This window comes from Phytohabitans sp. LZ39 (assembly GCF_059359075.1).
In genome coordinates, this window is the sequence record NZ_JCADBM010000010.1 from 1 (window position 1) to 24,423 (window position 24,423).

The following is a 24,423-nucleotide window of genomic DNA, read 5'->3' on the forward strand; positions in this document are numbered from 1 at the left end:
CTCGCGGTGACGGCGCATCTGTCCGGTCTGTTGCCCGTCGCTTCGGCACGGGGCATTGTGGACAAACGAACTACGCGCGGGGTGAGCGTGACCAGCGGCGGACGGGTGAGGCCGCGGGAGCAGCGGTCTGGACCACGACGGACATCGCGGTAGCTCGAATCTGCCTTTGAATCGAGCCCGAGACCGCGGCGACCCTGACTCCGAAAGGTCTCTAGATGCGGCGGGCGGTGCGGAAGCGGACGCCGTAGTGGCCGGAGCCGTCCAGCAGGGAGTCGCCGCCAGTGTCGCCGAGGGTCGGGCCGTCGGCCTTGGTACGGCTGGAGATGAAGCGGTGCCGGCCGTTGCTGTCGACGCCCAGGTACATGCCCATGTGCTCGATGTGGTCGTTGAGGACCGGGCCGCCGTTGAAGAAGACCAGGTCGCCGGCGTTGAGCCGTTCGTACTCGCGGGCCTGGGTGCCGCGGTTGGGCATCAGTTGCGCGCCGGGGCCGAACTCGGCGATCGCGTACGCGCGGCGGGGCAGGCCGGTGCCGGGGGTGTTGGTGCCGCGCAGGGGGTAGCCCATGCGGTAGCCGTACACCATGCGGAGGAAGCCCGAACAGTCGAGGCTGCGGATGTGGTCGGGGTCGGGGCGTTCCTTCTTGCCGTCCGGAAACTCCCAGTCGACGCCGAGGTAGTCGTAGAAGTCGGAGCGTTCGGCGCGGCCGTCGGGGTCGGTGTTGGAGAGCGGACCGAAGGAGGCGTCGCGCTTGGCGCCGTCGACGTACTCCATCGCGATGGCCAGCGCGTCGGGGCTGCGGTCGTCGAGTGCCTTCTCCAACCAGGGGCGTACCCAGGTGTCGTCGACGGAATCCTTCTGCCAGGGGCGCGGCGCGAGGCGGATCCAGGCGTCGGTGGTGATCGTCGCGGACGTGTGTGCCTGCTCGGCGAAGGTGCGCGAGGGTCCGGTGAGGCGCACCGTGCGGGCCTTGTCGGTGAAGACGGCCAGTGTCTTGCCGCCGGCGTCGACGACGAGCGTGCGCGCCGGGTCGCTCACCCGCTTGAACTGGAGCTCATCGACGGGTGGCGCGGACACGAAGTCCGGCTCGGGAGCGGCCGCGGGAGCCGCCGGGCGATCCCCGGTCTGACATCCGGCGACGGCGAGAAGTACAAGGGCGACCACGCCCATCAAACCCCGATGCATCAACGAACTCCCTTCTACGTCACCGGCACCAGGCCGGTCAGGATGCCGCTGATCACCACGCCGTAGGTCGCCGCGGAGACGACCGTGGTCGCGAGGATGGTCGCGCCCTTGGGTTGGCGGATCAGCTGGTACGCGATGAGGCCCGGCGCCACGAAGCCGAGCGTCTGGTGCGCGAAGAGCAGTGGCACGTCGCGCTGGATGATGAGGAACGCCGTCACCTGGAGCAGCACGCTCAGCAGCACCACGGCGGCGAAGAGACGCTTGCCGTACAGGATGACGATCCGCTGGAGCACCTTCATCAGCCCGTACGTCACGACGGTCATGACCACCATCACCACGGCCTGGAGGCGGTCTTCCACCATGGCGAGCGCCATCCAGCCCGGCGTGATCATGCCGCCGGGGGAGAGGTTGGTGGTCAGGTAGCAGACCAGCGCGAAGATCAGGCCGACGCCGAGGCACATGGTGGCCAGTTGGGGGCTCAGCTCGCCGCCGGGGATGAAGTTCACCGGGCACCCCGCAGATGGGACAGTTCTTCCAGCAGTACCTCGCCCTGCCCGTGGATGTTGCCGACCGCGACCACCGAGGCGGTGCCCCGCACCTGGCCGAGCAGCGCGTCGAGCATCGCGCCCGGGCGCTGCCGGCCGCCGAGGTCGAGCACGCGGCCCTGCCACCGTTCGGGGATCTTCGACAGCGCGCTGCGGGTTGGCTCGCCGATCAGCAGTACCCGGTCGGGATCGAGCCGGGGCACAAGCGCTCCCATCTGCCCGTTGCGCTCGACGCGGTCGGGGCGGCAGTTGATGACAAGGTGGACCGGCCGGCGGATCAGGCCCTGCTGGGCGAGCTGGCGCACGTTGAGCAATGTGGACTCGGGGTCGTTGGCGGCGAAGACGTTGGCGAAGCGCAGCCGCCGCCCGTTCGCCTCGTAGGTCTCGACGGTCAGCACGCCCGGGTCGGGCGGCGCGTCCCACATGCCGGCCAGCGCGGCCCGGCGGTCGATGCCCATGAGCCGGGCGACGGCCAGCGCGATCGCCACGTTTTCCTTGAACGTGATCCAGCCGAAGCCGCGCATCTCCTCGTCGGAAACCGTCTCCGGGTCGACCGAGATGAGCCGGCACCGTCGCTTCGCCGCCTCCTCCTTGAGGATGTGCAGGCGGTCGCGTTCGGCGGTCACGCACACGCCGTCGACCGGCATCGACCGGCTCAGCGAGCGGGCTACGTCGTCGAGCGTCGGGCCCATCTCGGCCAGATGATCCTCGCGTACGTTGCACAGCACGCCGATCGTCGACCGGATCAGCTTGCTCTGGTTGACCTCCTGGAGCGCCGGCATCACCGCCATGCACTCCATGACGAGCACGTCCGGGTGGAACATCGCGGCACGGCGGACGATGCCGATCTGCTCGACCACGTTGGCGATGCCGAACTTCCGGTAGACCGGCTCCTCGCTCCCGTCCGTGAAGATGAAGCGCGCGGCGGTGCCGGTGGTTTTCGCGACCACGGCGAGCCCGCCGCCGCGCAGCGCGCCCGCGCAGAGGCGGGTGATCGAGCTCTTGCCGCGGATGCCGTTGACGAGGACGCGGGTCGGGATCTTGCGCAGGTTGGCGTAGTGGCCGCGCTGCTCCACCATGCCCGCCACCAGCAGCACCAGGCAGCTGGCGGCGAAGATGCCGTACAGGAAGAGCACCTCAGCGTCTCCCCACCCGGCGGACACCGGACTTGCGGCGGTTGGGCGGGCGGCGCACCACGACGGTCGGTGGCGCACCGGTGCCGCGCAGGCGTTCCGCGCCGCCGAGCCGGGCCGGGCCGTGCACCCGCACCTGGCGGCAGATCTCCAGGCAGCTCGCGATCGCACCGATCTCGTCGGGGCGGTGTGGGGAGATCACCGTCTCGGTGTCGCCGTCGGCCATGCGGTCGGCCGCGGCGGCCAGCCGCCGCAGCGGCACCAGCAGCACGAAGTAGTGCCAGCCGAGCGCCACCACGGCGAGGAAGGCCGCCGCGCCGCCGAGCACGAGGCTCGCCCGGCGCAGGCTGTTGACCGGCAAAGCGAGGTCTCCGACCGCCTGCTCGGCCACCACGGACCAGCGCAGGCCCGCGGCGGAGCTGGGCTCGGACAGCGGGGTACCGGCGACGAGCGCGCGTCCCGCGAGCTTCGCCCCGGTGCGCCCCTGCGACGCGGTGGTGGCCGCCTCCCGCGCCTCGGCGCCGGCCAGCGGCTGAAACGCGCGGAACCCCTCGGTGTCGAGGATCGTGCGCAGCTCGCTGTCGACCACGCGTACCCGGCCGTCGGCCCGCCGGAGCAGGTCGGAGAGCTGTGGCACGTCGAACTCGACCACCACGCTGTGCCCGTCCGGCCGGTGCGCGTACGCGTAGATGACCGGCAGCCGCCCGCCGGTGTTGGCCAGCCGCACGCCGCTCTCCTTGGGCAGCTTCTCCTGCTGGCGCAGCGGCTCGCGGCCGGCGCTCGTCACGACCCGGCCCTCGGGGTCGGTGACGTAGGCGCCGCGGTACTCGTCGTCGCTCTTGACGAGCCGATCGAGGTCCGGGCCGAGCCGCGCGGGTGCGGTCTGCGCGCTCTGCGCCGCGGTGACGGTGGCCTGCCGCAGCGCGCCGTCGAGCGACTGGCCGAGCGCGATCGTCGCGGCGGTCACCTGGTTTTCGCTGTCGAGGACCACCTGCGCGGGTACGGGCACCGGGCCGCCGGCGAACGTGTACCCCAGCGCGCCGGACCAGCCGAAGATGATCGCAGGTACGCCGAACAGCAGCACGACGGCCGGCACACCACGCGGGCGGGCCCGGTCGTCGAGGGCGGCGCCGATGCGGCGTACCTCGGACGGGCCTTTGATCTTGGGTTGTGGGCTCCTGTCGCCGCAGGCGTCCGCCTTCGCGCGGTCCAGCAGCCGGCGCACCGGGCGGACCAGGGCGCGGCGTGCCACAAGGTAGGCGAGCAGCGCGGCCACGATCAGCCCGGCGCCGGGGGCCAGGCCCTTCCACGGCGAGCCGACGTCGATCACCGGCGCCGAGACGGTCGAGGCCACCGCGATGCCGAGCGAGCCGACCGGCGCGGCCACCACCAGCAGCGCGCTGCCGGTCGGTCCGCCGGTCGAGCGGACGGCGCGCCCCCCGCGGGTCTCGGCGAGCGTCCGCTTGATCACGTCGCCGGCCGGCCCGCCGGCGGGCGACGCGCCCTGCACGACCGTGCTCTCGCCGCTGGGCAGCCCGACGAGCACCGACTGGCGGGCGTTGGGGGCCAGGCGCAGCGGGCGTACTCGCAGCGAGGTCATGCCGGCGAGCACCCGCCCGTCGGGCAGCGGCGTGGAGATCAACGCGCGTGGCTCGGCGCCCTGGATCAAGGGGGTGACGGTGGTGCGGGGTATGTCCTGCGGCACGTTCGCGACCGGGACCGGCTCACCGCGCGTGGCGACCGGCCGGCGGTTGCCCGCGTCGAGCACCGCCGCACCCGCCCAGGCGGTGCCGCCGCCGGCGGCCGAGGCCAGCACCGCGGCCGGGTCGCCGCCCGGCCGCACCTGCTTGGCGGCCGCCTCCATCTCCTCGATCCCGGTGGTCACCGTCGCGTTGAGGCCGCGGGCGAGGCTCGTCACCAGCCGGTCCTGCGAGTCGACCACCGCCTGCGGGATCACCCGGCCGTGAAACATGCCCAGGTAGACCGCACACACCACGGCGAGTACGAGCAGGGCGCACAGCAGCGCTACGGAGGGTGCGCGGATGCCGCTCGGAAACCGCGGTGCGGGCAGTTGCTTGTCCAGTGCGATCCGACGCCATGCGACGAGAGGATCGGCGGCAGGCAGGATCACCTCGCGCCGTATGGGCATACCGGGTTATACGCGCCGCGACGGTGAGGAGTTCGGTCTATGTCCTCGTTTTCCGTGGGGTCGCTCCCTGGACGCCGGACAGTGACAAATAGACTCGCTCGGGTCACCGCGCGCGTGTCACGCTCGGTCTACCGCCAGTCGTTTCGAAGGGGGCAGTCATGGCCGCCATCTCCCGCGAGGAGGTCGCGCATCTCGCGCGCCTGTCGCGGCTCGCCGTCACCGAAGATGAGCTCGACCTCTTCGCCGGCCAGCTCGACGTGATCCTCCAGGCGGTCGCCCGGGTGGGTGAGGTCGTGGCCGAGGACATCCCGCCGACCTCGCACTCCGTGCCGCTCACCAACGTGCTGCGCGACGACGTCGAGGTGCCCTGCCTGACGCCCGAGGAGGCGCTGGCCGGCGCACCCGACGTGGAAGAGGGTCGCTTCCGGGTGCCCCGGATCCTGGAAGAGGAGGCCTGAGCCGTGAGCGACCTGATCAAGATGAGCGCGGCCCAGCTCGCGGGCGTGATCGCGAGCGGTGAGGCCTCCGCCACAGAGGTCACCGAGGCACACCTCGCGCGCATCGCCGAGGTCGACGACCGGGTGCACGCGTTTCTGCACGTCGACGCGGAGGGCGCCCGCGCCGCCGCGCTCGAGGTCGACGAGCGCCGTTCGGCGGGCGAGCCGCTGGGGTCGCTGGCCGGTGTGCCGATCGGCGTCAAGGACATCGTGGTCACCCGCGGAGTGCCCACCACGGCCGGCTCCAAGATCCTCGAAGGCTGGCGCCCGCCGTACGACGCCACGATCGTCGAGCGCATGCGCGCCGCCGGCCTCGTGATCCTCGGCAAGACAAACCTGGACGAGTTCGCGATGGGTTCGTCCACTGAGTACTCCGCGTACGGGCCCACCTACAACCCGTGGGACCTCACCCGCATCCCGGGCGGCTCCGGCGGCGGCAGCGCCGCCGCACTCGCCGCCTACGAGGCGCCACTCACCGTCGGCACCGACACCGGCGGCTCCATCCGCCAGCCAGGAGCCGTCACGGGTACCGTCGGCGCGAAGCCCACGTACGGCGGCACGTCCCGCTACGGGCTCGTGGCGTTCTCCTCCTCTTTGGACACGCCGGGGCCCTGTGCCCGCACCGTCGAGGACGCGGCCCTGCTCCACGAGGTGCTGGCCGGCCACGACCCGCGCGACTCCACGTCGATCCCGCAGCCGGTGCCCGACGTGGTCGGCGCCGCCCGGCGCGGGGCCACCGGCGACCTGAGCGGCGTGCGGCTCGGCCTGGTGCGCGAGTTCGGCGGTGAGGGCGCCGAGCCGGGTGTGATGGCCGCCTTCCGCGACGGGCTCGACGCGCTGACCAAGCTGGGCGCCGAGGTGGTCGAGGTCTCCTGCCCGCACTTCCAGTACGCGCTGCCCGCCTACTACCTCATCGCGCCGAGCGAGTGCTCCTCCAACCTGGCCCGCTACGACGGCGTGCGCTACGGCCTGCGGGTCGGCGACGACGGCGCCAAGGCGCTCGAAGAGGTCATGTCGCTCACCCGCGAGGCCGGCTTCGGGCCAGAGGTCAAGCGGCGGGTCATCATCGGCGCCTACGCGCTGTCCAGCGGCTACTACGACGCCTACTACGGGCAGGCGCAGAAGGTGCGCACGCTCATCACGCAGGACTTCACGTCCGCGTTCGAGCAGGTCGACGTGCTCGTGTCGCCGACGACGCCGTTCGTGGCGTTCCCGCTCGGCTCGCGTACGTCCGACCCGTACCAGATGTACCTGGCCGACCTCTTCACGATCCCGACCAACCTCTACGGCGGGCCGGCCATTTCCGTCCCCTGTGGACTGTCAGAGGGGCTGCCGGTCGGCTTCCAGATCATGGCCCCGACGCTCGCCGACGACCGGATGTACCGGGTGGCGGCCGCACTCGAATCCGCCGTCGGCACGCTGACCCCCGGGGAGCTGGCATGACCGTCACCCTTCCGCCGTACGAAGACGTCGTCGCCCGCTACGAGCCGGTGATCGGCCTGGAGACGCACGTCGAGCTGGGCACGAATACGAAGATGTTCTGCGGCTGCCCGATCGACTTCGGCGGCCAGCCCAACACCCGGGTCTGCCCGGTGTGCCTGGGGCTGCCCGGCTCGCTGCCGGTGGCCAACAAGGCCGCGATCGAGGCCACGATCCGGATCGGCCTCGCGCTCAACTGCACGATCGCCGCCTGGTCGCGCTTCGCCCGGAAGAACTACTTCTACCCGGACATGCCGAAGAACTACCAGATCAGCCAGTACGACGAGCCGCTGTGCGTCGACGGCTGGCTGGACGTCGAGGTCGAGGGCCAGATCGTGCGCGTCGAGATCGAGCGCGTCCACCTGGAGGAAGACACCGGCAAGACGCTGCACGTCGGCGGCGCGACCGGGCGCATCCACGGCGCGACCGAGTCGCTCGTCGACTACAACCGCGCCGGCATCCCGCTCGTCGAGATCGTCACCAAGCCGGTGCCCGGCACGGGCGCGCTTGCCCCGATCGTCGCCCGTGCGTACGTGACGGAGCTGCGCGACGTGCTCCGCACGCTCGGCGTCTCCGACGTGCGCATGGAGCAGGGCTCGCTGCGCTGCGACGTCAACACGTCGCTCAGCCTGCCCGGCGCGGAGTGGGGCACCCGCACCGAGACCAAAAACGTCAACTCGCTCCGCTCGGTCGAGCGGGCCGTGCGTTCCGAGATCCTCCGCCAGGCCGCGATCCTCGACGCCGGCGGGAAGATCAAGCAGGAGACCCGCCACTTCCAGGAGGACACCGGCGACACCCGGCCCGGCCGGTCCAAGGAGACGGCCACCGACTACCGGTACTTCCCGGAGCCCGATCTCGTGCCGCTGGCGCCGGACGCCGCCTGGGTGGCCTCCTTGAAGGAGGCGCTGCCCGAGCTGCCGCGCGTCCACCGCAAGCGCCTACAGACCGACTGGGGCCTGTCCGACCTCGACATGCAGTCGGTGCTCAACGCCGGCGCCGTCGAGCTGATCGAGGAGACGGTGGCCGCCGGCGCCTCGCCCGAGGGCGCCCGCAAGTGGTGGCTGGGCGAGCTGGCCCGCCGCGCCAACGAGGCCGGCATCGAGCTCGTCGAGGTGGGCGCGACGCCCGCCCAGGTGGCCGAGCTCCAGCGCCTCGTCGACGAGGGCAAGCTCAACGACAAGCTGGCCCGCGCCGTGCTGGAAGGCGTGATCGCCGGCGAGGGCTCGCCCACCGAGATCATGTCCGCGCGCGGCCTGGGCGTCGTATCGGACACGGGCGCCCTGACCGCCGCGGTAGACGAGGCCATCGCCGCCAACCCCGACGTGGCCGCCAAGATCCGCGAAGGCAAGGTGGCCGCGGCCGGTGTGCTGGTGGGCGCGGTCATGAAGGCCACCCGAGGCCAGGCCGACGCCAAGACCGTCCGCGAACTCATCATCTCCCGCCTGAGCTGACGCCGACGGCGCGTCCGTGGCGATTTGTTGCCCCCATACGGGCCGTTTTTCGCCACGGACGCTCCGGGCCTGCCCCTCAGCGCGTCGGGGTGGGGGCTGGGCGTTGGCCTTCGGCTGGTGCGGGGTGTTCGTCGTCGACCACCTTGCGCTCCAGCGTTACCTGGGACTGGCCGGTGCCGCCTACCTTGATGTCGTCGTACGCCTGTAGTGCCCGCGTCTCCTTGTCGAAGTAGAGCACCGACATCGCCAGCGGCAGTGGCTCGTCGTGTTCCAGGCCGCGCAGGCCGGCGCCGCCCGTGGAGCCCTCCACCAGCAGCCGGGTGGTCATCTGGCCGGGCACCTGGGACAGGGTGCTCACCTTGCGCTCGTGCGTGTGGCCGGCCAGGACCAGCGGGCAGGTGCCGGATAGGGCGCCGGCCGAGGCGGGGTCGTGTACCAGGGCGATGTCGACCGGGTCCTTCGACGCGCGGATCGTGGCGGCGAGGCGTTCGCCGGCGCCGATGACCTGCTCGACGGTTTGCTTCGAGGTGCCAGAGCCGGTCGGGGAGGTCTCCTTGTCGGGGGTGAAGCGCGGGTCGCCGATGCCGGCCACGGTCAGGCCGGCGACGTTGGTGATCGAGTTGTCGAGCACGACCGCGTTGGACTGCTGGGCCACGGCGGCGCCGGTGGCGGCCGAGTCGTGGTTGCCGCGGATGAAGACGTACGGCACCTTGAGCAGGCCGATCGAGGCTACGTACGACGCCTCCGGCTCGCTGCCCCAGTCGGTGATGTCGCCGGTGTCGATCACCGCGTTGATGCCGAACTGCTCCACGATCGTCCGCATCAGCGGCCACGCGCTGGGGTTCAGGTGGAGGTCGGAGACGTGCAGGATGCGCGTGGTGCCCTCCTGCGGCTGGTACACGGGGAGGGTGGAGACCGTCGTGTAGATGCGGCTGACGTTCGCGACGAGCTGTTGGAGCTGCTCGGCGTATTTGTCGTAGTCGTCGGCGATCCGCCGCGCGTCACCGACCACGGCGGGAGCGTTGACCAGCAGGCCCTCGTAGCGTGGCTCCTCGATCGAGTCGGGGTGGAGCGTGGCGAACGCGCTGCCCAGGCTGGTGCCGACGATGACCAGCGCCAGCGCCCCCGACCAGGCGACCCGCCGGATGTCGCGGAAGACGAGCGCGGCGAGCGCCATGGCGAAGAGCACGGATACCGCGACGGTGCGCATGCCGAGCTGGATGAGGCCCTTCTTGACGTCGTCGACGGCCGTCTGGCTGGCCCGCGTGATGCCGGCCGGGTCGTCGATCAGCGCCTCGGTGCGGCCCTGGTCGAGCGCGCCGAGGCTCACGTTGAGGTGCGCGGGGCCGTCGTGGCTGTCGAGGTGCAGCGAGCCGAGGGGCGGGATGGCCACCTCGGTGTCGCCGACGAACGACGGAGCGATCGACATCTCCGCGCGGAACGGCCCCACGTCGGTCTCCGTGCGCGCGCCCACCAGGACGCCGACGACGACGCCCGCGAGCGCGACCCCGAAGACGAGCAGCCCGAGGCCGGCGCGCCGGGGCACGCGGGAGCGGAAGAAGGACCTGATCCATCCCACAACGCGGCGTACCGCCGAAGCGGTACGCCGATCGGTTTCTGCGCGCTCTTCCATCACCGTGTTCTGTCGTGCCCAGACGTCACGAGCCGAAACTAGCTCTTGCCGGCCCCGCCGCCGGAGAAGACCAGCCGGATGATCCGATCATCCTCCGGTTTTGGCTCGCCCCGCCCATCGTGATTGGAGGTCGTCACCCACAGTGAACCATCCGGCGCCGCGATGGCTGTGCGCAGGCGGCCGAACTGGCCGTTGAGCAGTGCGCGAGGCTGCCCGAAGACGGTGCCACTCTGCGTGAGCTCGACCGACCACAGCCGCTCGCCGCGCAGGCAGGCGGCGATCAGCAACCGATCCACCGCCGCGAGCCCCGAGCAGGAGGCGTCGGCCGGCGACCACACGACCAGCGGGTTTACGTACTTGGGGTCGTTGGCGCGGCCCTCGACCGCCGGCCAGCCGTAGTTCTTACCCGGCTGGATCTGGTTGATCTCGTCCCACGTGCTCTGCCCGAACTCCGCCGCGAACATCCGCTTGGCCGGATCCCAGGCGATGCCCTGCACGTTGCGGTGCCCGTACGACCAGACGAGCGAGTTGGGGAACGGGTTGCCGGGCGCGGGCTTGCCGTCCGGCCGCATCCGCAGGATCTTGCCGCCCAGGCTGCGGGTGTCCTGTGCCAGGCCGCGCTGCGAGGCGTCGCCGGTGGTCGCGTAGAGGAAGCCGTCCGGCCCGAACGCCAGCCGCCCGCCATTGTGGATGCCGGAGAGCGGGATGCCGGTCACGATCGGCACCGGCTTTTGCCCCAGCGTGAGCGTGGCGATGCGGTTGTCGGTGTCGGTCGAGTAGTACACGAAGACGGTCTTGTCGGTGTCGTACCTGGGCGAGACCGCGATGCCCATCAGCCCGCCCTCACCCGCGGCGTTGACCTCGGCGAGCGTCTGGATGGTCGTGACCTTGAGCCCGTCGTTGCCGGACTCGGGGCCGACTTTGAGGATCTTGGCGGTGTCGCGCTCGGTGACGAGCGCGCCCCGGTCGGGCAGGAACGCGACGCCCCACGGCACCCGCAGCCCCTTCGCCACCACCGTCGCGGCCACCTCCTGGCTGTTGCCGGCCGGAGCGGTGGCGGTCACGGAGGGTGTGGGAAATTTGGGTGGCTCGCCGGCCTCGTCGGGCTCCGGCGGGCCGAAGGTGCAACCGCCGACCGCCAGGGTCAGGGCCAGGGCGGCGACGGTGGCACGGTACGGGGGGCGGGCGTCCACCCGGCCAGGGTAGCCGCGCCTGCTGTGAGGAGAGGTGATCACGCGCAGGACGAGGCGGACGCCACCCGTGTGGTTCCGCTACGCGCGGGCGAAGACCCCGCCCCGCGTAAGCCGCGCGCGGCGAAGACCCCGCCCCCGGCATGACGCTACGCGCGGGCGAAGACCCACCCCCGCATCAGCAGGAATCGCAGCAGCGTGGCCCCGAGGTTGGCCGCCACCAGCACGGTCACCTCGACCACCCGGCCGGCGGCGGGTGCCACGGCCGCGAGGCTGGCGAGCGCGCCGCTGGTCAGCGCCAGCCCGAGCGCGAACACCACCAGCCCTTGCGCCTGGTGCCGGGCCGCACCCCGGCCCCCGGTGACGCGAAACGTGAGCCGCCGGTTGGCGGCCGTGTTTCCCAGGGCCGTGATCAGGAGCGCGAGCAGGTTGGCTCCCTGCGCGCCGGCCGGACCCCGCAGGACCCAAAAGATCAGCAGGTACGCGAGCGTGCTTGCCACGCCCACGCCAGCGAAGCGGATCACCTGGCCGGCCAGACCGTGTGGTACCCCGGCAGGCGGTGCCGCGGGCTCCCGGCCGAGCTGCCGCGCCAGGTCGGCGAGTGGAAGGCGGCCGGTGGCCAGCGCCCGCCCGAGCCGCCAGATGCCCTTGAGGTCGGCGATCGCGGTGGCCACGATGTCGACCCGGCTGTCCGGGTCGTCGACCCAGTCGACCGGCACCTCGTGGATGCGCAGGCCGGCGCGTTCGGCCAGCACCAGCAGCTCGGTGTCGAAGAACCAACCCGTGTCGTGTACCAGCGGGAGCAGGCGCTCGGCGACGTCTTTGCGGATCGCTTTGAACCCGCATTGCGCGTCGGAGAACCGGGCGGCGAGGGCACCGCGCAGCAGCAGGTTGTACCCCCGCGAGATGAGCTCCCGCTTGGCGCCTCGCACCACCCGCGAGCCGCGGGACAGGCGGGTACCGATCGCCAGGTCGGAGTGGCCGGACAGCAGCGGCGCGACGAGCGGGAGCAGCGCGGCGAGGTCGGTGGAGAGGTCGACGTCCATGTACGCCAGCACCGGCGCGTCGGACGCCGACCAGGCCGCCGCGAGCGCCCGCCCGCGACCCTTGGCCGGCAGGTGGAGTGCCTCGACGCCGGGCAGCTCCCGGGCCAGCCGCTCGGCGACCGCGAGCGTGCCGTCGGTGCTGGCGTTGTCCGCGATCGTGATCCGAAATGGGTACGGGAACGTGTCGCACAGGTGCGCGTACAGGCGGCGCACGCAGGGTTCCAGGTCGCGTTCCTCGTTGTAGACCGGGACGACCACGTCGAGCACGGCGCCGGTGCTGCTCTCGACCGGCTGCGACGCCACCCCGGGAAACGTGGCCGTCATGACAGGTCGTAGAGGGTCGTGCCGCCGACCGTCGTGGCGGTGAAGTTGTCCGCCACCCAGGCCGCGATCTCCTGCGACGCGCTGCTGCCACCGTTGCTGCGTCCCAGCCCGCTGCTGATGAAGTAGTGGACCTTCCCTTCGGCGACGTACTGCTGGAACTGTTCCAGCGTCGGCGACGGGTCGCTGCCGTTGAAGCCGCCGATCGCCATGACCGGCTGCTGGGTGGCGAGCTGGTACCCGGCGGCGTTGTTGGCGCCGACCGCGGCGGCCACCCAGGTGTATGAGCCGGCGTTCTCGGTGAGCGCGGCGACGAGCTCGGCGTTGGGTGTCGTGGCATTGAGCAGCCCGCCCATGCCGCCACCGCGGTTCGTGGTGCCGCCGCCGTTGGTGCCACCGCCGGTCGTGCCACCGTTCGTGCCGCCAGGAAGGCCGCCGGGAAAGCCACCGCCGGGCGTGCCCTGGAAGCCGCCGGGTGCCTGGCCGCCGTTCGTGCCGCCACCCGGGAACCCGCCTCGGAAGCCTCCGCCGCCGGGCCCGCCGGCCCCGCCCCCCGGGCCGAAGCCGCGGCCGCCGGCCACCGCCGGTCCCGCGGTCGGGATCGAGCCGGTGTGCGGCGAGCTGGCCGTGCTCATCGCGTACGCCGCCGGCCCGAGCAGCCCGGCACCCACCGCGGCGGCCGCGACGAGGGTGACGGCCCACCTGGTCAGGCGCCCGACGAGGAGGAACGCGCCGGCGGCCGCGAGGCCGAGCACGAGCACGGCGGCGCGCAGCCACGGGTGCCAGTCGGCGCTGCGGCCGAGCAGCACCCACGACCACAGCGCGGTGACCGCGACGGTGCCGGCGAAGATCGCGGCGACGGCGGGGTTGCGCCGCTCCCGCCACAGCACGGCCGCGCCGATGCCGACCACCGCGCCGACGGCGGGCGCGAGCGCCACGTTGTAGTACGCGTGGAAGATGCCCTGCATCAGGCTGAAGACGAGGCCGGTGATCAGCAGCCAGCCGCCCCAGAGCAGCAGGCTCGCCCGGCTGCGGTCGGTACGCGGGGCACGCCGGAGCAGCGCGATGGCCGTGACCAGCAGCATCAGCGCGGCGGGCAGCAGCCACGCGATCTGGCCACCGTTCTCCGCGTCGAAGAGGCGGGTGAGGCCGGTCTGCCCCCAACCCCCGCCGCCACCACCGACGCTGCCGGTCTCGTTGCCGTTGAGCCGGCCGAGGCCGTTGTAGCCGAGTGTGAGCTCGAGGATGCTGTTGTTCTGCGACCCGCCGACGTACGGGCGGTAGCGCGCCGGCACGAGCTCGACGATCGCGATCCACCAGCCGGCCGCGACGACCATCGCCAGCCCGCCCCACAGCACCTGGACGATGCGGCGGCGCGGCGGGGTGGGTGCGGCGACGAGGTACGCCAGCGCGAACGCGGGCACCACCAGCAGCGCCTGGAGCATCTTGGTGAGGAAGCCGAAGCCGACCAGCGCGCCGGTCAGCACGAGCCACCGGGTGCTGGCGGTCTCGATCGCCCGCACGGTCGCGTACGCGCCGGCGACCAGCAGCAGCACCAGCAGCGCGTCCGGGTTGTTGAACCGGAACATCAGCACCGCCACCGGCGTGGTCGCCAGGATCGCGCCGGCCAGTAGGCCGGCGACCGGCCCGGACCAGCGGCGCACGGTCGCGTAGAGGAGGGCCACCGACCCGACGCCCATCAGCGCCTGCGGCACGAGGATGCTCCACGAGCTGAGCCCGAAGACGCGCACGGACAGCGCCATCACCCACAGCGAGGCGGGCGGCTTGTCCACGGTGATCGAGTTGGCCGCGTCGGAAGAGCCGAAGAAGAACGCCTTCCAGCTCGCCGAGCCGGCCTGCGCCGCCGCCGAGTAGAACGAGTTGGCCCACCCCGAGGCACCGAGGCCCCACAGGTAGAGCAGGGCGGTCGCGGCGAGCAGGACGAGGAGCGCCGGCCGCGTCCATGCCGGGTCGCCGGCGGGCCCGCGCCAGAGGCGGGCGGCGGCGGTGGTACGCCGGGGAGGCGCCGGCACGGGCGTGGCCAGCACGGCTTCGGGCAGTGTCGAGGTCATGCGGTCGAGGTTGTCGGCCGAAGCTGGCCCGTCCTTGTCCCGTAGCTGTGCCCTGCCTGTGGGCTAGGGTCGTGTTCCGTGAAGGTGTGGATTCCTCATGAGCAGGGCCTCGGGCTGATCGGCGACGTGCCGGACGGCGTGACCGTGGAGGTCGCCCCGGCGCCCGACGCGCTGCCCTCCGACCCGGCCGGTGTGCGCTTCTGGGTGCCGCCCTTCCTCGCGCAGACCCAGTCGGCCGACGTCGCGGCCAAGATGCCCGACCTGGAGATCGTGCAGCTTCTCTCCGCCGGTGCGGACGTGTGGGTTGGCAAGATCCCGGCGGGCATCATGCTCTGCGACGCCCGTGGCGTGCACGACTCCGCGACGGCCGAGTGGGTGATGACGGCCATCCTGGCGCATTTGCGGGCGTTTCCGGCCTTCGTGCGGGCGCAGGCGCGGGGCGAGTGGTCCTACGGCGAGCACACCCCGACCGACGAGCTGGCCGGCAAGCGGGTGCTGATCGTGGGTGCCGGCTCGATCGGCGCGGCGCTGGCGGCTCGGCTCGCCCCGTTCGAGGTCTCGGTGACCAACGTGGCCCGCACCGCGCGGCCGGCCGAGGGCGTGCACGCCGTCGAAGAGCTGCCCGGCCTGCTCCCGCACCACGACGTGGTCGTGCTGATCGTGCCGCTCACCGACAAGACCCGGGGCCTGGTCGACGCCCGCTTCCTCGCCGCCATGCCCGACGGCGCGCTGCTCGTCAACGGCGCGCGTGGCCCGGTCGTCGACACCGGCGCGCTGGTCGCCGAGCTGGAGACCGGCCGCATCGCGGCGGCCGTCGACGTGACCGAGCCCGAGCCGCTGCCCGCCGGCCATCCACTGTGGAGCTTGCCCAACTTCCTGCTGACCCCGCACGTCGGCGGTTCGGTGCGCGGGCTGCTGCCGCGGGCGTACAAGCTGGTCGGCCAGCAGCTGCGCCGCTTCGTGGCCGGCGAGCCGCTGACCAACCAGGTGACCGAGGGCTACTGACTCCAGAGAGCCACCCCGCCCCCTTTCCTCCCGGCCGGTCGCGCGCAGGGGTGAGCGTGACCAGCGGCGGATGGGTGAGGCCGCGGGAGCGGCGGTCTGGACCACGACGGGCATCGCGGTAGCTCAGATCTCGGTCTTTATGGGGGTTTCGTGGCCGCGCCTGTTTCGGGTTCGGGGCTGCTACTTGGTGTTGGCGAACTCGACCAGGCGGGGCAGGTCGCGGTCGCGCACCGAGGTGAGCGGCACGACCTGGCCGTCGGTCAGCCGGGCCAGCACGCGGCCCCGCCGGTCGGCGGCCAGCTCGCTGACCTCGGACCACCCGATGCGACGCTGGCCGAGCAGGGCGCGCACGCGCAGCCCCTCCGGGCCGGCGTCGGTGCCGGCCCGCAGCGCCCAGGCCACGATCACGAGCGGCACCAGCAGGACGGGCAGGTAGTACCACCCCGCGCTGGCCAGCGGGACCGCGCCGATCAGGGCGACGAGGGCCGCGATCGCGATCGCGCCGTGTGGCCGGAAGCGGATCCGTTTTGGCTGGTCGGTACTCACCCGAACGATACTTTCACGGGCCCCTTCGCGCCGCTCAGCGGGCATAGTCTGCACTCATGGCCACCTTGCTAGCGATCGGCACGGGAAAGGGTCTTTTCCTCGCCACCAGCGACGACGGTCGGCGCTCCTGGCGGGTCGACGGCCCGCACTTCCCGATGACCGCCATATACGCGGTCGGCATCGACAGGCGCCGCGCGGCGCCGCGGGTGCTGGCCTCGGTCACCAGCTCGCACTTCGGTCCGAGCGTGGCCACCAGCGACGACCTCGGGCGCTCCTGGCAGGAGCCCGACTACGCGCCGGTGGCGTTTCCGGAGGACACGGGTGCCACGCTCACGCGGGTGTGGCAGTTCGCGCCCGCCTCGGCCGCCGAGCCCGACGTGGTGTACGCGGGCACACAGCCCTCCGCGCTCTTCCGCTCGGTCGACGGCGGCGCGACCTACGAGCTGATCCGCGAGCTGTGGGACCACCCGCACCGCGAGCAGTGGGGCGCGGGCTTCGGCGGGCAGGCGATACACACGGTGCTGCCGCATCCCGACGACCCGGCCCGCATGCTGGTGGCGATGTCCACCGGCGGGGTCTACCGCACGGCCGACGCCGGCCATAGCTGGGCACCGAGCAACACCGGCATCCGGGCCTACTTCCTGCCCGACGAGTGGCCCGAGTTCGGTCAGTGCGTGCACAAGGTGGCCCGCGACGCCACCGATCCCGACCGCCTCTACGCGCAAAACCACCACGGCGTCTACCGTTCCGACGACAGCGGCTCAAGCTGGAGCTCGATCGCGGACGGGCTGCCCAGCGACTTCGGCTTCCCGATGGTCGCCCACCCGTCCCGGGCCGGGGTGATCTACAACTTCCCGCTGGTACGCGACGGCGAGCGCTTCCCGGTCGACCGGCGGTGCCGGGTGTTCCGCTCGGCCGACGCCGGCAAGTCGTGGGAGCCGCTCGCCGAGGGTCTGCCCACCGAGCCGTACTATCCGTCCGTGCTGCGCGACGCGATGTGCGCCGACGGCGCCGATCCGGCGGGCGTCTACTTCGGCACCCGTTCCGGCGAGGTCTACGCGAGCCGCGACGAGGGTGACTCGTGGTCGCAGGTCGCCGCCCACCTCCCCGACGTCCTTTGTGTACGGGCGGCGGAGGTGTGAGCCCGTGGTGACCGTTCTCGTCCCGGGTGTGCTCCGCGCCGAAGCGGGCGGTGCCGCCCGTTTGGACGTGGCCGCCGCCGGCACGCTGCGCGCCGTCCTCGACGAGGTCGGCGCGCGCTGGCCCAGGCTGGAGCGGCGCATCCGCGACGAGCGGGGCGAGGTCCGCCGCTACGTCAACGTATACGTGGACGGTGCCGACTGCCGTCTAGCGGATGGGCAGGACACGCCCGTGGCCGATGGCGGGGAGGTGCAGATCCTCCCGTCGGTGGCGGGAGGATGATCGAGGCCCGCACCCCCGATACTCACCCGTAACCCGTGTGGCCGGCGACTCGTTACCGGTCATAGGTGCGGTGTCGCCAAAAGCGAAACCGCGCCGTCCCCCTCACCCCCTCGAAAGAGGACCCGGCAGTGACAGTGCCGTACACGCCCGGCGCCCGCACCCGGTTCGGCGCCGTACCCACAGTGGACATCGCGGTGGTCGCCGCCGCCCTGGTGTGTTTCGCCGGCTCGCTCGGTGGCTTCACCCCTCCCGTGTTCGGCTTCCTGGTGGGCGTGAGCGGGATCGCCGCGCTCGTGACGTTCCGGCTGTGGCGTCTCGCCCTCCAGATCCACGCCAAGCAGCACAGCTTCGGCCCGTGCCGGGGCTCCGGCTTCCTGGGGCTGGGCACGCTCGCCGGCGGGCTCACGGCGCTCGCACTCACCCAGGTCGACGCCGCGCACCAGGCCGCGGTGAGCGCGGTCGGGCTGGGCGCGGCCGTCACCACGTACGTGCTCGGCATCCTCCTGCTTCCCGGCGCGGCCACCACCCTCGGCATGCGCCTGCGACGCGCCTGCGACGGGGTGAGCATCGGCGTGAGCCTCGCGTTCGCCGGCTGGCTGCTGCCGCCGCCGGGCGGCATGCCACCGGCCGCGCTGGCCGGCATGCTCTTCGCGGTCGGCGGCCTCTCGATCGTCACCGTGACGGCGCTGCGTGCCGCCCGCTACCGCCGCGCCGCCATCCTGTGTGGCGCCGGCGCTGGCGCCGCCGTGCTCGGCCTCGCGATCCAGACCATGATGATCGCGTACGGCGTGAGCGACCGAGCCCTCCTCTACCCGGCCGCGCTCGTAGTGGTCGGCCCGGTGCTCGTGCTGCTCGGCGCCTACCGCGCGGACGCCGACGGCGAGGTGGTCCCGCCCGACGAGCCGGAGACCCGCCTCTCCGGCTATCCGCTGCTGACCGTGCCGGCGCTGCTCGCGATGCTGGCCGCGCTCTACCATCTGATCACGGTCGGCGAGTTCGACCACACGGCGATCCTGATCGGCCTCATGGTCATCCCCACCGTCGTGGTCCGCGAGATCATGGCCGCCGCCGACGTGCGCCGCTTCGCCCGCCGCCTCGTCGAGCAGGAGGCACACTTCCGCTCGCTCGTGGCCGGCGCCAACGACCTCATCATGATCGTCGACGATGACCTCGTGGTGCGCTGGCAGTCGCCCGCCGCGGCCCGCCTCTTCGGCCTCTCCGACGCGGACGTGGTTGGCCGGGCGTTCCCGGCGTTGATGCACCCGGATGACGCGGCCGAGGTCACCTCGCTGCTCACCGCCGTGCTGTCCGAGCGCCAGGCGCTGGGCCGCCCGCCGCTGGTCGAGGCCCGCCTCCGCGACGGATACGGTGCCTGGCGCGACACCGAGTCCACTGTGGGTGACCAGCGCGCCGTTCCCGCGGTCGCCGCGCTCGTCGTGCACGTACGCGACGTTGGCGAGCGTCGCCACCTCGAGCGCACGCTGCACCAGCTCGCGTTCACCGACCAGTTGACCGCCCTCGCCAACCGCCGCGAGCTGATGCGCACGATCGTGAGCCAGCGCGAGGTCGAGGGGCACACCGGCGCGCTGCTGGTCATCGACCTGCACGGCATGGCCGACGTCAACGAGGTGCGCGGCCGCGAGATGGGCGACGCCGTGCTCATCGAGGTCGGCCGCCGCCTGCGCACCGCTGTCGGCTCCGACGACCTGCCCGCCCGCCTGGCCGGCGACGAGTTCGCGGTGGTCACCGTCGAGGGCCCGGTGCTCGCGTACGCGCTGGGCACCCGCCTGCTCACGATCCTCACCGAGCCCTACCAGCTCCCCGGCGCGATCGTGCACCTCAAGGTCAGCATCGGCCTGGCCGAGCTGTCCGGCGGCGACAACGTCGACGACGTACTCCGCCGCGCCGACCTCGCCCGCCGCCGCGCACGCCAGATGGGCCGCGACCGCATCGAGTGGTACGACGCGTACCTGGAAGAGCAGCTGGTCCGCCGCATGGACCTGGAGCGCGAGCTGCCCGGCGCCGCCGGCCGCGGCGAGCTCGACCTCGTCTACCAGCCGGTCCTCTCCCTGCCCGACCGCCAGCCGGTCGGCGTCGAGGCACTGCTGCGCTGGCGCAACCCCACGCTCGGCACCGTGCTGCCCAGCGAGCTGCTGCCGGTGGCCGAAGACCTCGGGCTGATCGAGGAGATCGGCCAGTGGGTGCTCGCCACCGCCGTCAAGCAGCTGGCCGCCTGGACCGTCCCCGGCCGCGAGCTGTGGATGTCCATCAACGTCTCCCCGCGCGAGCTCTCCGCCGCCGACTACGTCACGCGGGTCAAGGCCGCCCTGGCCGAACGCGAGGTCTCACCCGAGCTGCTCGTCGTTGAGGTGGCCGAGTCCCGCCTGTCCAGCGACGTGGCCGCGGTGGTCACCCAGCTGGCGGCGCTCCGCTCACTGGGCGTCCGCACGGCCCTGGACGACTTCGGCGCCGGCCAGGCGTCGCTCCAGCAGCTCCGCCGCCTACCCGTCGACCTCCTGAAGATCGACGGCTCGATCATCGCCGCACCCACCGACCAGCTCCCGGCCGACCTACAGGGCCACAGCCGCCCGCTGATCGACGTGGTCGCCGACCTGGGCCGCCGGCTTGGCGTGGAGATCATCGCCGAGGGCCTGGAGTCGATGTCCCAGATCCGCCAGGCCCAGGAGGCCGGCTGCGGCCTGGGGCAGGGCTTCGCGCTGGCCAGGCCAGCACCGGCCGAGCGGGTAGAGGCCTTCCTCGAAGAACATCGCGCGCCGTCCAACTAGCTTTGGGCTACCGCGACGTCCGTCGTGGTCGCTCTCCGTTGCTCCCGCGGCCTCACCCGTCCGCTGTTGGTTGCGGTTACCGCGCCTCCGGCGGGGCCTCGGGCTCCGGAGGGGCCGTCTTGCTCGTCGTCGGCCTGTTGCGGTCTTGGTGGGCGGTTGCGGCACGGGCTCGGCTTCGCACGCTGGCCGCGGCTTGAGGGTTGGCCGGCTGCGGTGGGGTCATGATCGCTTGGTCGATCTACTTGGGCCGTCTGTGGCAGCGCTACGAGAAAGCGACAAACGGTCTAAAGGTGGCGGCGAACGTGTCCCGAAGTTTCGCATGGGTCGTATGGTTATGTGTGACGCGGCATTTATGCGAAGTCGAGCTGTCGAAACCACCATGATCAACTAATCTTGGGTCAGGCATCCCGCCATTCGCGGAAATGTGCTCAGCATTTGGACGCCGCCGTGATCGTTAGCCCTACAGCTATGTGACACGCCGAGGATAGTGCGGATTTTGGGCTAACGATCATCGCGGCGCGACCCCTACTTCGAAGCTCCTTAGATGCGCAGGAGTGCCTCGACGAGCTGACGGTAGACGCGGAGTTGGGCGCGCATCGCGGAGCGGTCGGCGTAGGTGCGGCACAGGATGAAGCCGCCCTCGAACGTGGTGTAGAGGTGGTCGGCAAGGGCGCCGACGTCGATGTCTGTGTCGGGTCGGCGGGTGGCCAGCGCCGCACGTAGCAGGTCGGCCACGGCGTCGCGCCAGACGCGCGTGGCCTTGGCGACCTGGTCGTTGATCTCGCCGCCGGTGAACTCGCGCTCCGCCAGCACCGTGGCGTACAGGCAGCCGCTCTGCTCCGCCATGAGCTCGTCGGCGCCGTCCTCGTAGTGGCGGATGAACGCCACCACCCGCGCGGCGGGGTCCGTGATGTGCGCGGTGGCGGCCAGGCCGGCGTCGAGGTGGGCCAGGTCGGCCGCCACGTAACGGGCCACGAGCTGGACCGCGAGGTCGGTCTTCGAGCTGAAGTGGTGGAAGAAGGCGCCTTTGGAGCTGCCCGCCTCGGCGATCACCTGGTCGACCGACGTGGCGCTGTAGCCCTGGTCGGTCACGAGCCGCTCGGCGACGCCGAGGATCCGCTCGCGTGTCGCGTTCCCGTCTCTTGGCACAACTCGGTTGTACCAGACCGCTTGGTCTGTTAGAAACAGACTGATTAGTCTGTTACGGAGGGAAGCCATGTCCGCCGCCGCACTGCCGCAGATGTCCGGGCATCCGATCGTCACCGACGGTGGCCTGGAAACCGACCTCATCTACCACCACGGAGCCGACCTGCCGGACTTCGCCGCGTTTCCGCTCGTCGCCGACGACCGCGGGCGGGAGCTACTCACCCGCTACTACGGCGAGTACGTCGACATCGCCAGACGGGCCGGTGCCGGGCTCCAGCTGGAGACGCCGACCTGGCGGGCCAGCCAGGCCTGGGGCGACCGGCTCGGCTACTCGGCCGACCAGCTTCGCCGCGCCAACCGCGAATCGGTGACCATGCTCAAGAGACTGCGCGACGAGGCCGGCATCGACCCGCTGCTGATCAGCGGATGCCTCGGGCCGCGCGGAGACGGCTACGTCGCGGGCGAGGCGATCGACCCGGACGACGCGGCCGCGTACCACGCGCCACAGATCGAGGCGTTCGCCGAGGCGGGCGCCGATCTAATCACCGTCCTCACGCTGACCGGCACCGGCGAGGCAATCGGCATCGTCCGCGCCGCGCGGGCGGCCGGGTTGCCGGTGGCCGTGTCGTTCACGGTGGAGCGCGACGGGCGGCTCCCGGACGGCACGCCGCTGTCCGCGGCCATCATCGAGGTCGACGCCGCGGGCGGGCCCGACTATTTCATGGTCAACTGCGCTCACCCCACCCACATCGGGCCGGGCCTGACCGACGGCGGCGACTGGCGTTCCCGCATCGCCGGACTCCGCGCGAACGCGTCGACCCGCAGCCACGAGGAGCTCGACGCCGCGACGGAGCTGGACGAGGGCGACCCGGCGGAGCTGGCCCGCGCACAGGACGAGCTGCGTCCCCGCCTGCCGAGCCTGTCCCTCGTCGGCGGCTGCTGCGGCACCGACGCGCGCCACGTAGCCGCGATGTGGGGTGATGTCGGAGGCTCCGCCTAGGGTGCGCCTATGTCTGACGAACCGCGGGTCGACGAGCGGCACCCGGCCGCTGTGGTGACGGAGATGGTCGCGCGGGTGCTGGCCCTCGCCGAGACGTGGACGGCGTGGGACGGCAAGCCGCGGTCGGTCGACGACCGGATCTACACGCCACACAAGGCCATCCGCCGCGTCGCCGACCACCTCGTCGACCACCTGGCGCAGATCGAGGCGCAGCGTGCCGGCGTGCCTCCCATCCCCGATGCCTGGCACGCGTCCGCGTCGACCACGCCGGCCGACCTGGCGATGTTCACCGCCGAGGATCTCGACGAGGCGCGGAGCCGGCTCACGCGGCTGGCGCAGGTGTTCGACGTGCGGCTGAGGGCCTTGACAGAGGCCGAGCTCGACCGCCGCCCGGGCGGCGCCTGGTCCGCGCGGCAGATCGCCTTCCATCTGGAAGAGTCGCTGTACTACGCGAACGCGGTCGGCGACCTGAGCGGCTGAAGAGGGCATGAGGAGACGCCATGACCGCCGGGCGGCGGCCATGGCGTCTGGAAAGAGCGATCAGGCCTTGTAGCCGGGCATGGGGTAGGACGTGAGCAGGTCGCGGACCTCGCCCGCGATCCGGTCGAGTGCGCTGTCGTCTTCCTTCACCGCGGCCGTGACGGCCTCGTCCATCCACGCGGCGACCTGCGGCATCTGTGCCTCGGTCAGGCCGCGCGTCGTCAGCGCCGGTGTGCCCAGCCGGATGCCCGACGGGTCGAAGGGCTTGCGCGTGTCGTACGGAACGGTGTTGTAGTTGAGCTCGATGCCCGCCCGGTCGAGGGCCTTGGCCGCGGGCTTGCCGCCGATGCCCTTGCCGGTCAGGTCGGCGAGGATCAGGTGGTTGTCGGTGCCGCCGGAGATGAGGTCGAAGCCGCGCTCGATCAGCGCCGTGGCCAGGGCCTTGGCGTTGGCGACCACCTGGGCGGCGTAGTCGCGGAAGGCCGGCTGGGCGGCTTCGCGGAGTGCCACCGCGATGCCGGCGGTGGTGTGGTTGTGCGGGCCGCCCTGAAGGCCGGGGAAGACGGCCCGGTCGATGGCCTTGGCGTGCTCCTCGGTCGTGAGGATCATGGCGCCGCGCGGGCCGCGCAGGGTCTTGTGGGTCGTGGTGGTGATGACGTCGGCGTGGCCGACCGGGGTCGGGTGGGCGCCGCCGGCGATGAGGCCGGCGATGTGGGCGATGTCGGCGGCGAGCACCGCGCCGACCTCGCGGGCGATCTCCGCGAACGCGGCGAAGTCGATCGTCCGGGGGATGGCCGTGCCACCCGCGAAGATCACCTTGGGGCGCTCGCGGCGGGCGAGGTCGCGGACCTCGTCGAAGTCGATCAGGCCGGTCTCGCGGGAGACGTTGTAGCTGACCGAGTTGAACCACTTGCCGGTCGCGGAGACCGACCAGCCGTGGGTCAGGTGGCCGCCCATCGGCAGCGACATGCCCATGACCGTGTCACCCGGGCTGAGGAACGCCAGGTACACGGCGAGGTTGGCGGGCGAGCCCGAGTACGGCTGGACGTTGGCGTGGTCGACGCCGAAGAGCGCCTTGGCCCGCTCGATCGCGAGGGTCTCGATCTGGTCGACGAACTGCTGGCCCTCGTAGTAACGCTTGCCGGCGTAGCCCTCGGAGTACTTGTTGGTGAGGACCGTGCCGCTCGCCTCGAGCACCGCTTCGGAGACGTAGTTTTCCGAGGCGATCATGCGCAGCTTGTCGTGCTGGCGCTCGGCCTCACCCTCGACGAGGCGGGCGAGCTCAGGGTCGGCGGCGGTCAGGTGTGGGATTGCTGGCTCGTGCACGGCGAACTCCTGG

The 24,423-nt window shown here is 72.0% G+C and carries 20 protein-coding genes; 9 read left to right on the forward strand and 11 right to left on the reverse strand.

Going from position 1 to position 24,423, the window contains the following annotated elements:
• Nucleotides 1–211 precede the first annotated feature (211 nt).
• Genes AC5L36_RS19945 through AC5L36_RS19960 form a run of 4 tightly spaced genes read right to left on the reverse strand, consistent with a single transcriptional unit; the run spans nucleotide 212 to nucleotide 4,992 of the window.
• Entirely contained in the window at nucleotides 212–1,183 is a 972-nt protein-coding gene (locus AC5L36_RS19945; RefSeq protein WP_441215134.1) for an NlpC/P60 family protein, read from the reverse strand.
• A 14-nt stretch (nucleotides 1,184–1,197) separates the two neighbouring features.
• Nucleotides 1,198–1,689: a poly-gamma-glutamate biosynthesis protein PgsC/CapC gene (locus tag AC5L36_RS19950; protein ID WP_441215135.1), complete on the reverse strand. Its 492-nt coding sequence runs from the start codon at nucleotides 1,687–1,689 to the stop codon at nucleotides 1,198–1,200.
• On the reverse strand, nucleotides 1,686–2,864 hold the full coding sequence (gene pgsB / locus AC5L36_RS19955) for a poly-gamma-glutamate synthase PgsB (protein ID WP_441215136.1): 1,179 nt from the start codon (nucleotides 2,862–2,864) through the stop codon (nucleotides 1,686–1,688). The genes AC5L36_RS19950 and pgsB overlap by 4 nt, the downstream gene beginning before the upstream one ends.
• A 1-nt stretch (nucleotide 2,865) precedes the next feature.
• Nucleotides 2,866–4,992 carry a HAMP domain-containing protein gene (locus tag AC5L36_RS19960; protein WP_494908609.1) on the reverse strand — a complete coding sequence of 709 codons (2,127 nt, stop codon included), beginning with the start codon at nucleotides 4,990–4,992 and terminating at the stop codon, nucleotides 2,866–2,868.
• A 176-nt stretch (nucleotides 4,993–5,168) separates the two neighbouring features.
• Here AC5L36_RS19960 and gatC point away from each other — a divergent pair, with 176 nt between their 5' ends.
• Genes gatC through gatB form a run of 3 tightly spaced genes read left to right on the forward strand, consistent with a single transcriptional unit; the run spans nucleotide 5,169 to nucleotide 8,437 of the window.
• Nucleotides 5,169–5,468 carry an Asp-tRNA(Asn)/Glu-tRNA(Gln) amidotransferase subunit GatC gene (gene gatC / locus AC5L36_RS19965; protein ID WP_441215140.1) on the forward strand — a complete coding sequence of 100 codons (300 nt, stop codon included), beginning with the start codon at nucleotides 5,169–5,171 and terminating at the stop codon, nucleotides 5,466–5,468.
• A gap of 21 nt (nucleotides 5,469–5,489) precedes the next feature.
• The gene (gene gatA, locus AC5L36_RS19970) at nucleotides 5,490–6,950 is read left to right on the forward strand and encodes an Asp-tRNA(Asn)/Glu-tRNA(Gln) amidotransferase subunit GatA (RefSeq protein WP_441215413.1); all 1,461 of its coding nucleotides are present in this window, start codon (nucleotides 5,490–5,492) and stop codon (nucleotides 6,948–6,950) included.
• Complete coding sequence (gatB, locus tag AC5L36_RS19975; RefSeq protein WP_441215141.1) at nucleotides 6,947–8,437, forward strand: Asp-tRNA(Asn)/Glu-tRNA(Gln) amidotransferase subunit GatB; 1,491 nt, start codon at nucleotides 6,947–6,949, stop codon at nucleotides 8,435–8,437. Before gatA ends, gatB begins: the two co-directional genes overlap by 4 nt.
• A 76-nt stretch (nucleotides 8,438–8,513) precedes the next feature.
• On the opposite strand, the gene AC5L36_RS19980 is transcribed toward gatB, so the two are convergent.
• The 4 genes from AC5L36_RS19980 to AC5L36_RS19995 form a co-directional block, all read right to left on the reverse strand.
• Nucleotides 8,514–10,070 carry a metallophosphoesterase family protein gene (locus tag AC5L36_RS19980; RefSeq protein ID WP_441215142.1) on the reverse strand — a complete coding sequence of 519 codons (1,557 nt, stop codon included), beginning with the start codon at nucleotides 10,068–10,070 and terminating at the stop codon, nucleotides 8,514–8,516.
• Between the two features lie 38 nt (nucleotides 10,071–10,108).
• The gene (locus tag AC5L36_RS19985) at nucleotides 10,109–11,263 is read right to left on the reverse strand and encodes a PQQ-dependent sugar dehydrogenase (RefSeq protein WP_441215143.1); all 1,155 of its coding nucleotides are present in this window, start codon (nucleotides 11,261–11,263) and stop codon (nucleotides 10,109–10,111) included.
• Nucleotides 11,264–11,409: 146 nt separating this feature from the next.
• Nucleotides 11,410–12,630 (reverse strand): bifunctional glycosyltransferase family 2/GtrA family protein, encoded by a 1,221-nt coding sequence (locus tag AC5L36_RS19990; RefSeq protein WP_441215145.1) that lies wholly within the window; start codon nucleotides 12,628–12,630, stop codon nucleotides 11,410–11,412.
• Entirely contained in the window at nucleotides 12,627–14,699 is a 2,073-nt protein-coding gene (locus tag AC5L36_RS19995; protein ID WP_441215147.1) for an ArnT family glycosyltransferase, read from the reverse strand. The genes AC5L36_RS19990 and AC5L36_RS19995 overlap by 4 nt, the downstream gene beginning before the upstream one ends.
• Before the next feature lie 78 nt (nucleotides 14,700–14,777).
• Between AC5L36_RS19995 and AC5L36_RS20000 the strand changes: the two genes are divergently transcribed.
• Nucleotides 14,778–15,704, forward strand: a complete 927-nt coding sequence (locus tag AC5L36_RS20000; protein ID WP_441215149.1) for a 2-hydroxyacid dehydrogenase — start codon at nucleotides 14,778–14,780, stop codon at nucleotides 15,702–15,704.
• A gap of 180 nt (nucleotides 15,705–15,884) precedes the next feature.
• Here AC5L36_RS20000 and AC5L36_RS20005 read toward each other — a convergent pair whose 3' ends face one another.
• The gene (locus AC5L36_RS20005; protein ID WP_441215150.1) at nucleotides 15,885–16,250 is read right to left on the reverse strand and encodes a PH domain-containing protein; all 366 of its coding nucleotides are present in this window, start codon (nucleotides 16,248–16,250) and stop codon (nucleotides 15,885–15,887) included.
• A 56-nt stretch (nucleotides 16,251–16,306) separates the two neighbouring features.
• Here AC5L36_RS20005 and AC5L36_RS20010 point away from each other — a divergent pair, with 56 nt between their 5' ends.
• The 3 genes from AC5L36_RS20010 to AC5L36_RS20020 all read left to right on the forward strand — a co-directional run bounded on the left by AC5L36_RS20010 (nucleotide 16,307) and on the right by AC5L36_RS20020 (nucleotide 20,458).
• The gene (locus tag AC5L36_RS20010) at nucleotides 16,307–17,392 is read left to right on the forward strand and encodes a sialidase family protein (protein ID WP_441215151.1); all 1,086 of its coding nucleotides are present in this window, start codon (nucleotides 16,307–16,309) and stop codon (nucleotides 17,390–17,392) included.
• Nucleotides 17,393–17,399: 7 nt separating this feature from the next.
• Nucleotides 17,400–17,672: a MoaD/ThiS family protein gene (locus tag AC5L36_RS20015; RefSeq protein WP_441215152.1), complete on the forward strand. Its 273-nt coding sequence runs from the start codon at nucleotides 17,400–17,402 to the stop codon at nucleotides 17,670–17,672.
• 128 nt (nucleotides 17,673–17,800) lie between these two features.
• A complete protein-coding gene (locus AC5L36_RS20020; protein WP_441215154.1) occupies nucleotides 17,801–20,458 on the forward strand; it encodes a putative bifunctional diguanylate cyclase/phosphodiesterase in 2,658 nt (885 codons plus the stop codon).
• A gap of 540 nt (nucleotides 20,459–20,998) precedes the next feature.
• Here the strand turns inward: AC5L36_RS20020 and AC5L36_RS20025 are convergent.
• Nucleotides 20,999–21,607, reverse strand: a complete 609-nt coding sequence (locus AC5L36_RS20025) for a TetR/AcrR family transcriptional regulator (protein WP_441215155.1) — start codon at nucleotides 21,605–21,607, stop codon at nucleotides 20,999–21,001.
• Between the two features lie 67 nt (nucleotides 21,608–21,674).
• Here AC5L36_RS20025 and AC5L36_RS20030 point away from each other — a divergent pair, with 67 nt between their 5' ends.
• Nucleotides 21,675–22,604: a homocysteine S-methyltransferase family protein gene (locus AC5L36_RS20030; protein ID WP_441215156.1), complete on the forward strand. Its 930-nt coding sequence runs from the start codon at nucleotides 21,675–21,677 to the stop codon at nucleotides 22,602–22,604.
• A 9-nt stretch (nucleotides 22,605–22,613) separates the two neighbouring features.
• Entirely contained in the window at nucleotides 22,614–23,084 is a 471-nt protein-coding gene (locus AC5L36_RS20035) for a DinB family protein (RefSeq protein WP_441215158.1), read from the forward strand.
• A 60-nt stretch (nucleotides 23,085–23,144) separates the two neighbouring features.
• Here the strand turns inward: AC5L36_RS20035 and glyA are convergent, their stop codons facing one another.
• Nucleotides 23,145–24,410, reverse strand: a complete 1,266-nt coding sequence (gene glyA, locus AC5L36_RS20040; RefSeq protein WP_441215159.1) for a serine hydroxymethyltransferase — start codon at nucleotides 24,408–24,410, stop codon at nucleotides 23,145–23,147.
• Nucleotides 24,411–24,423: the final 13 nt, after the last annotated feature.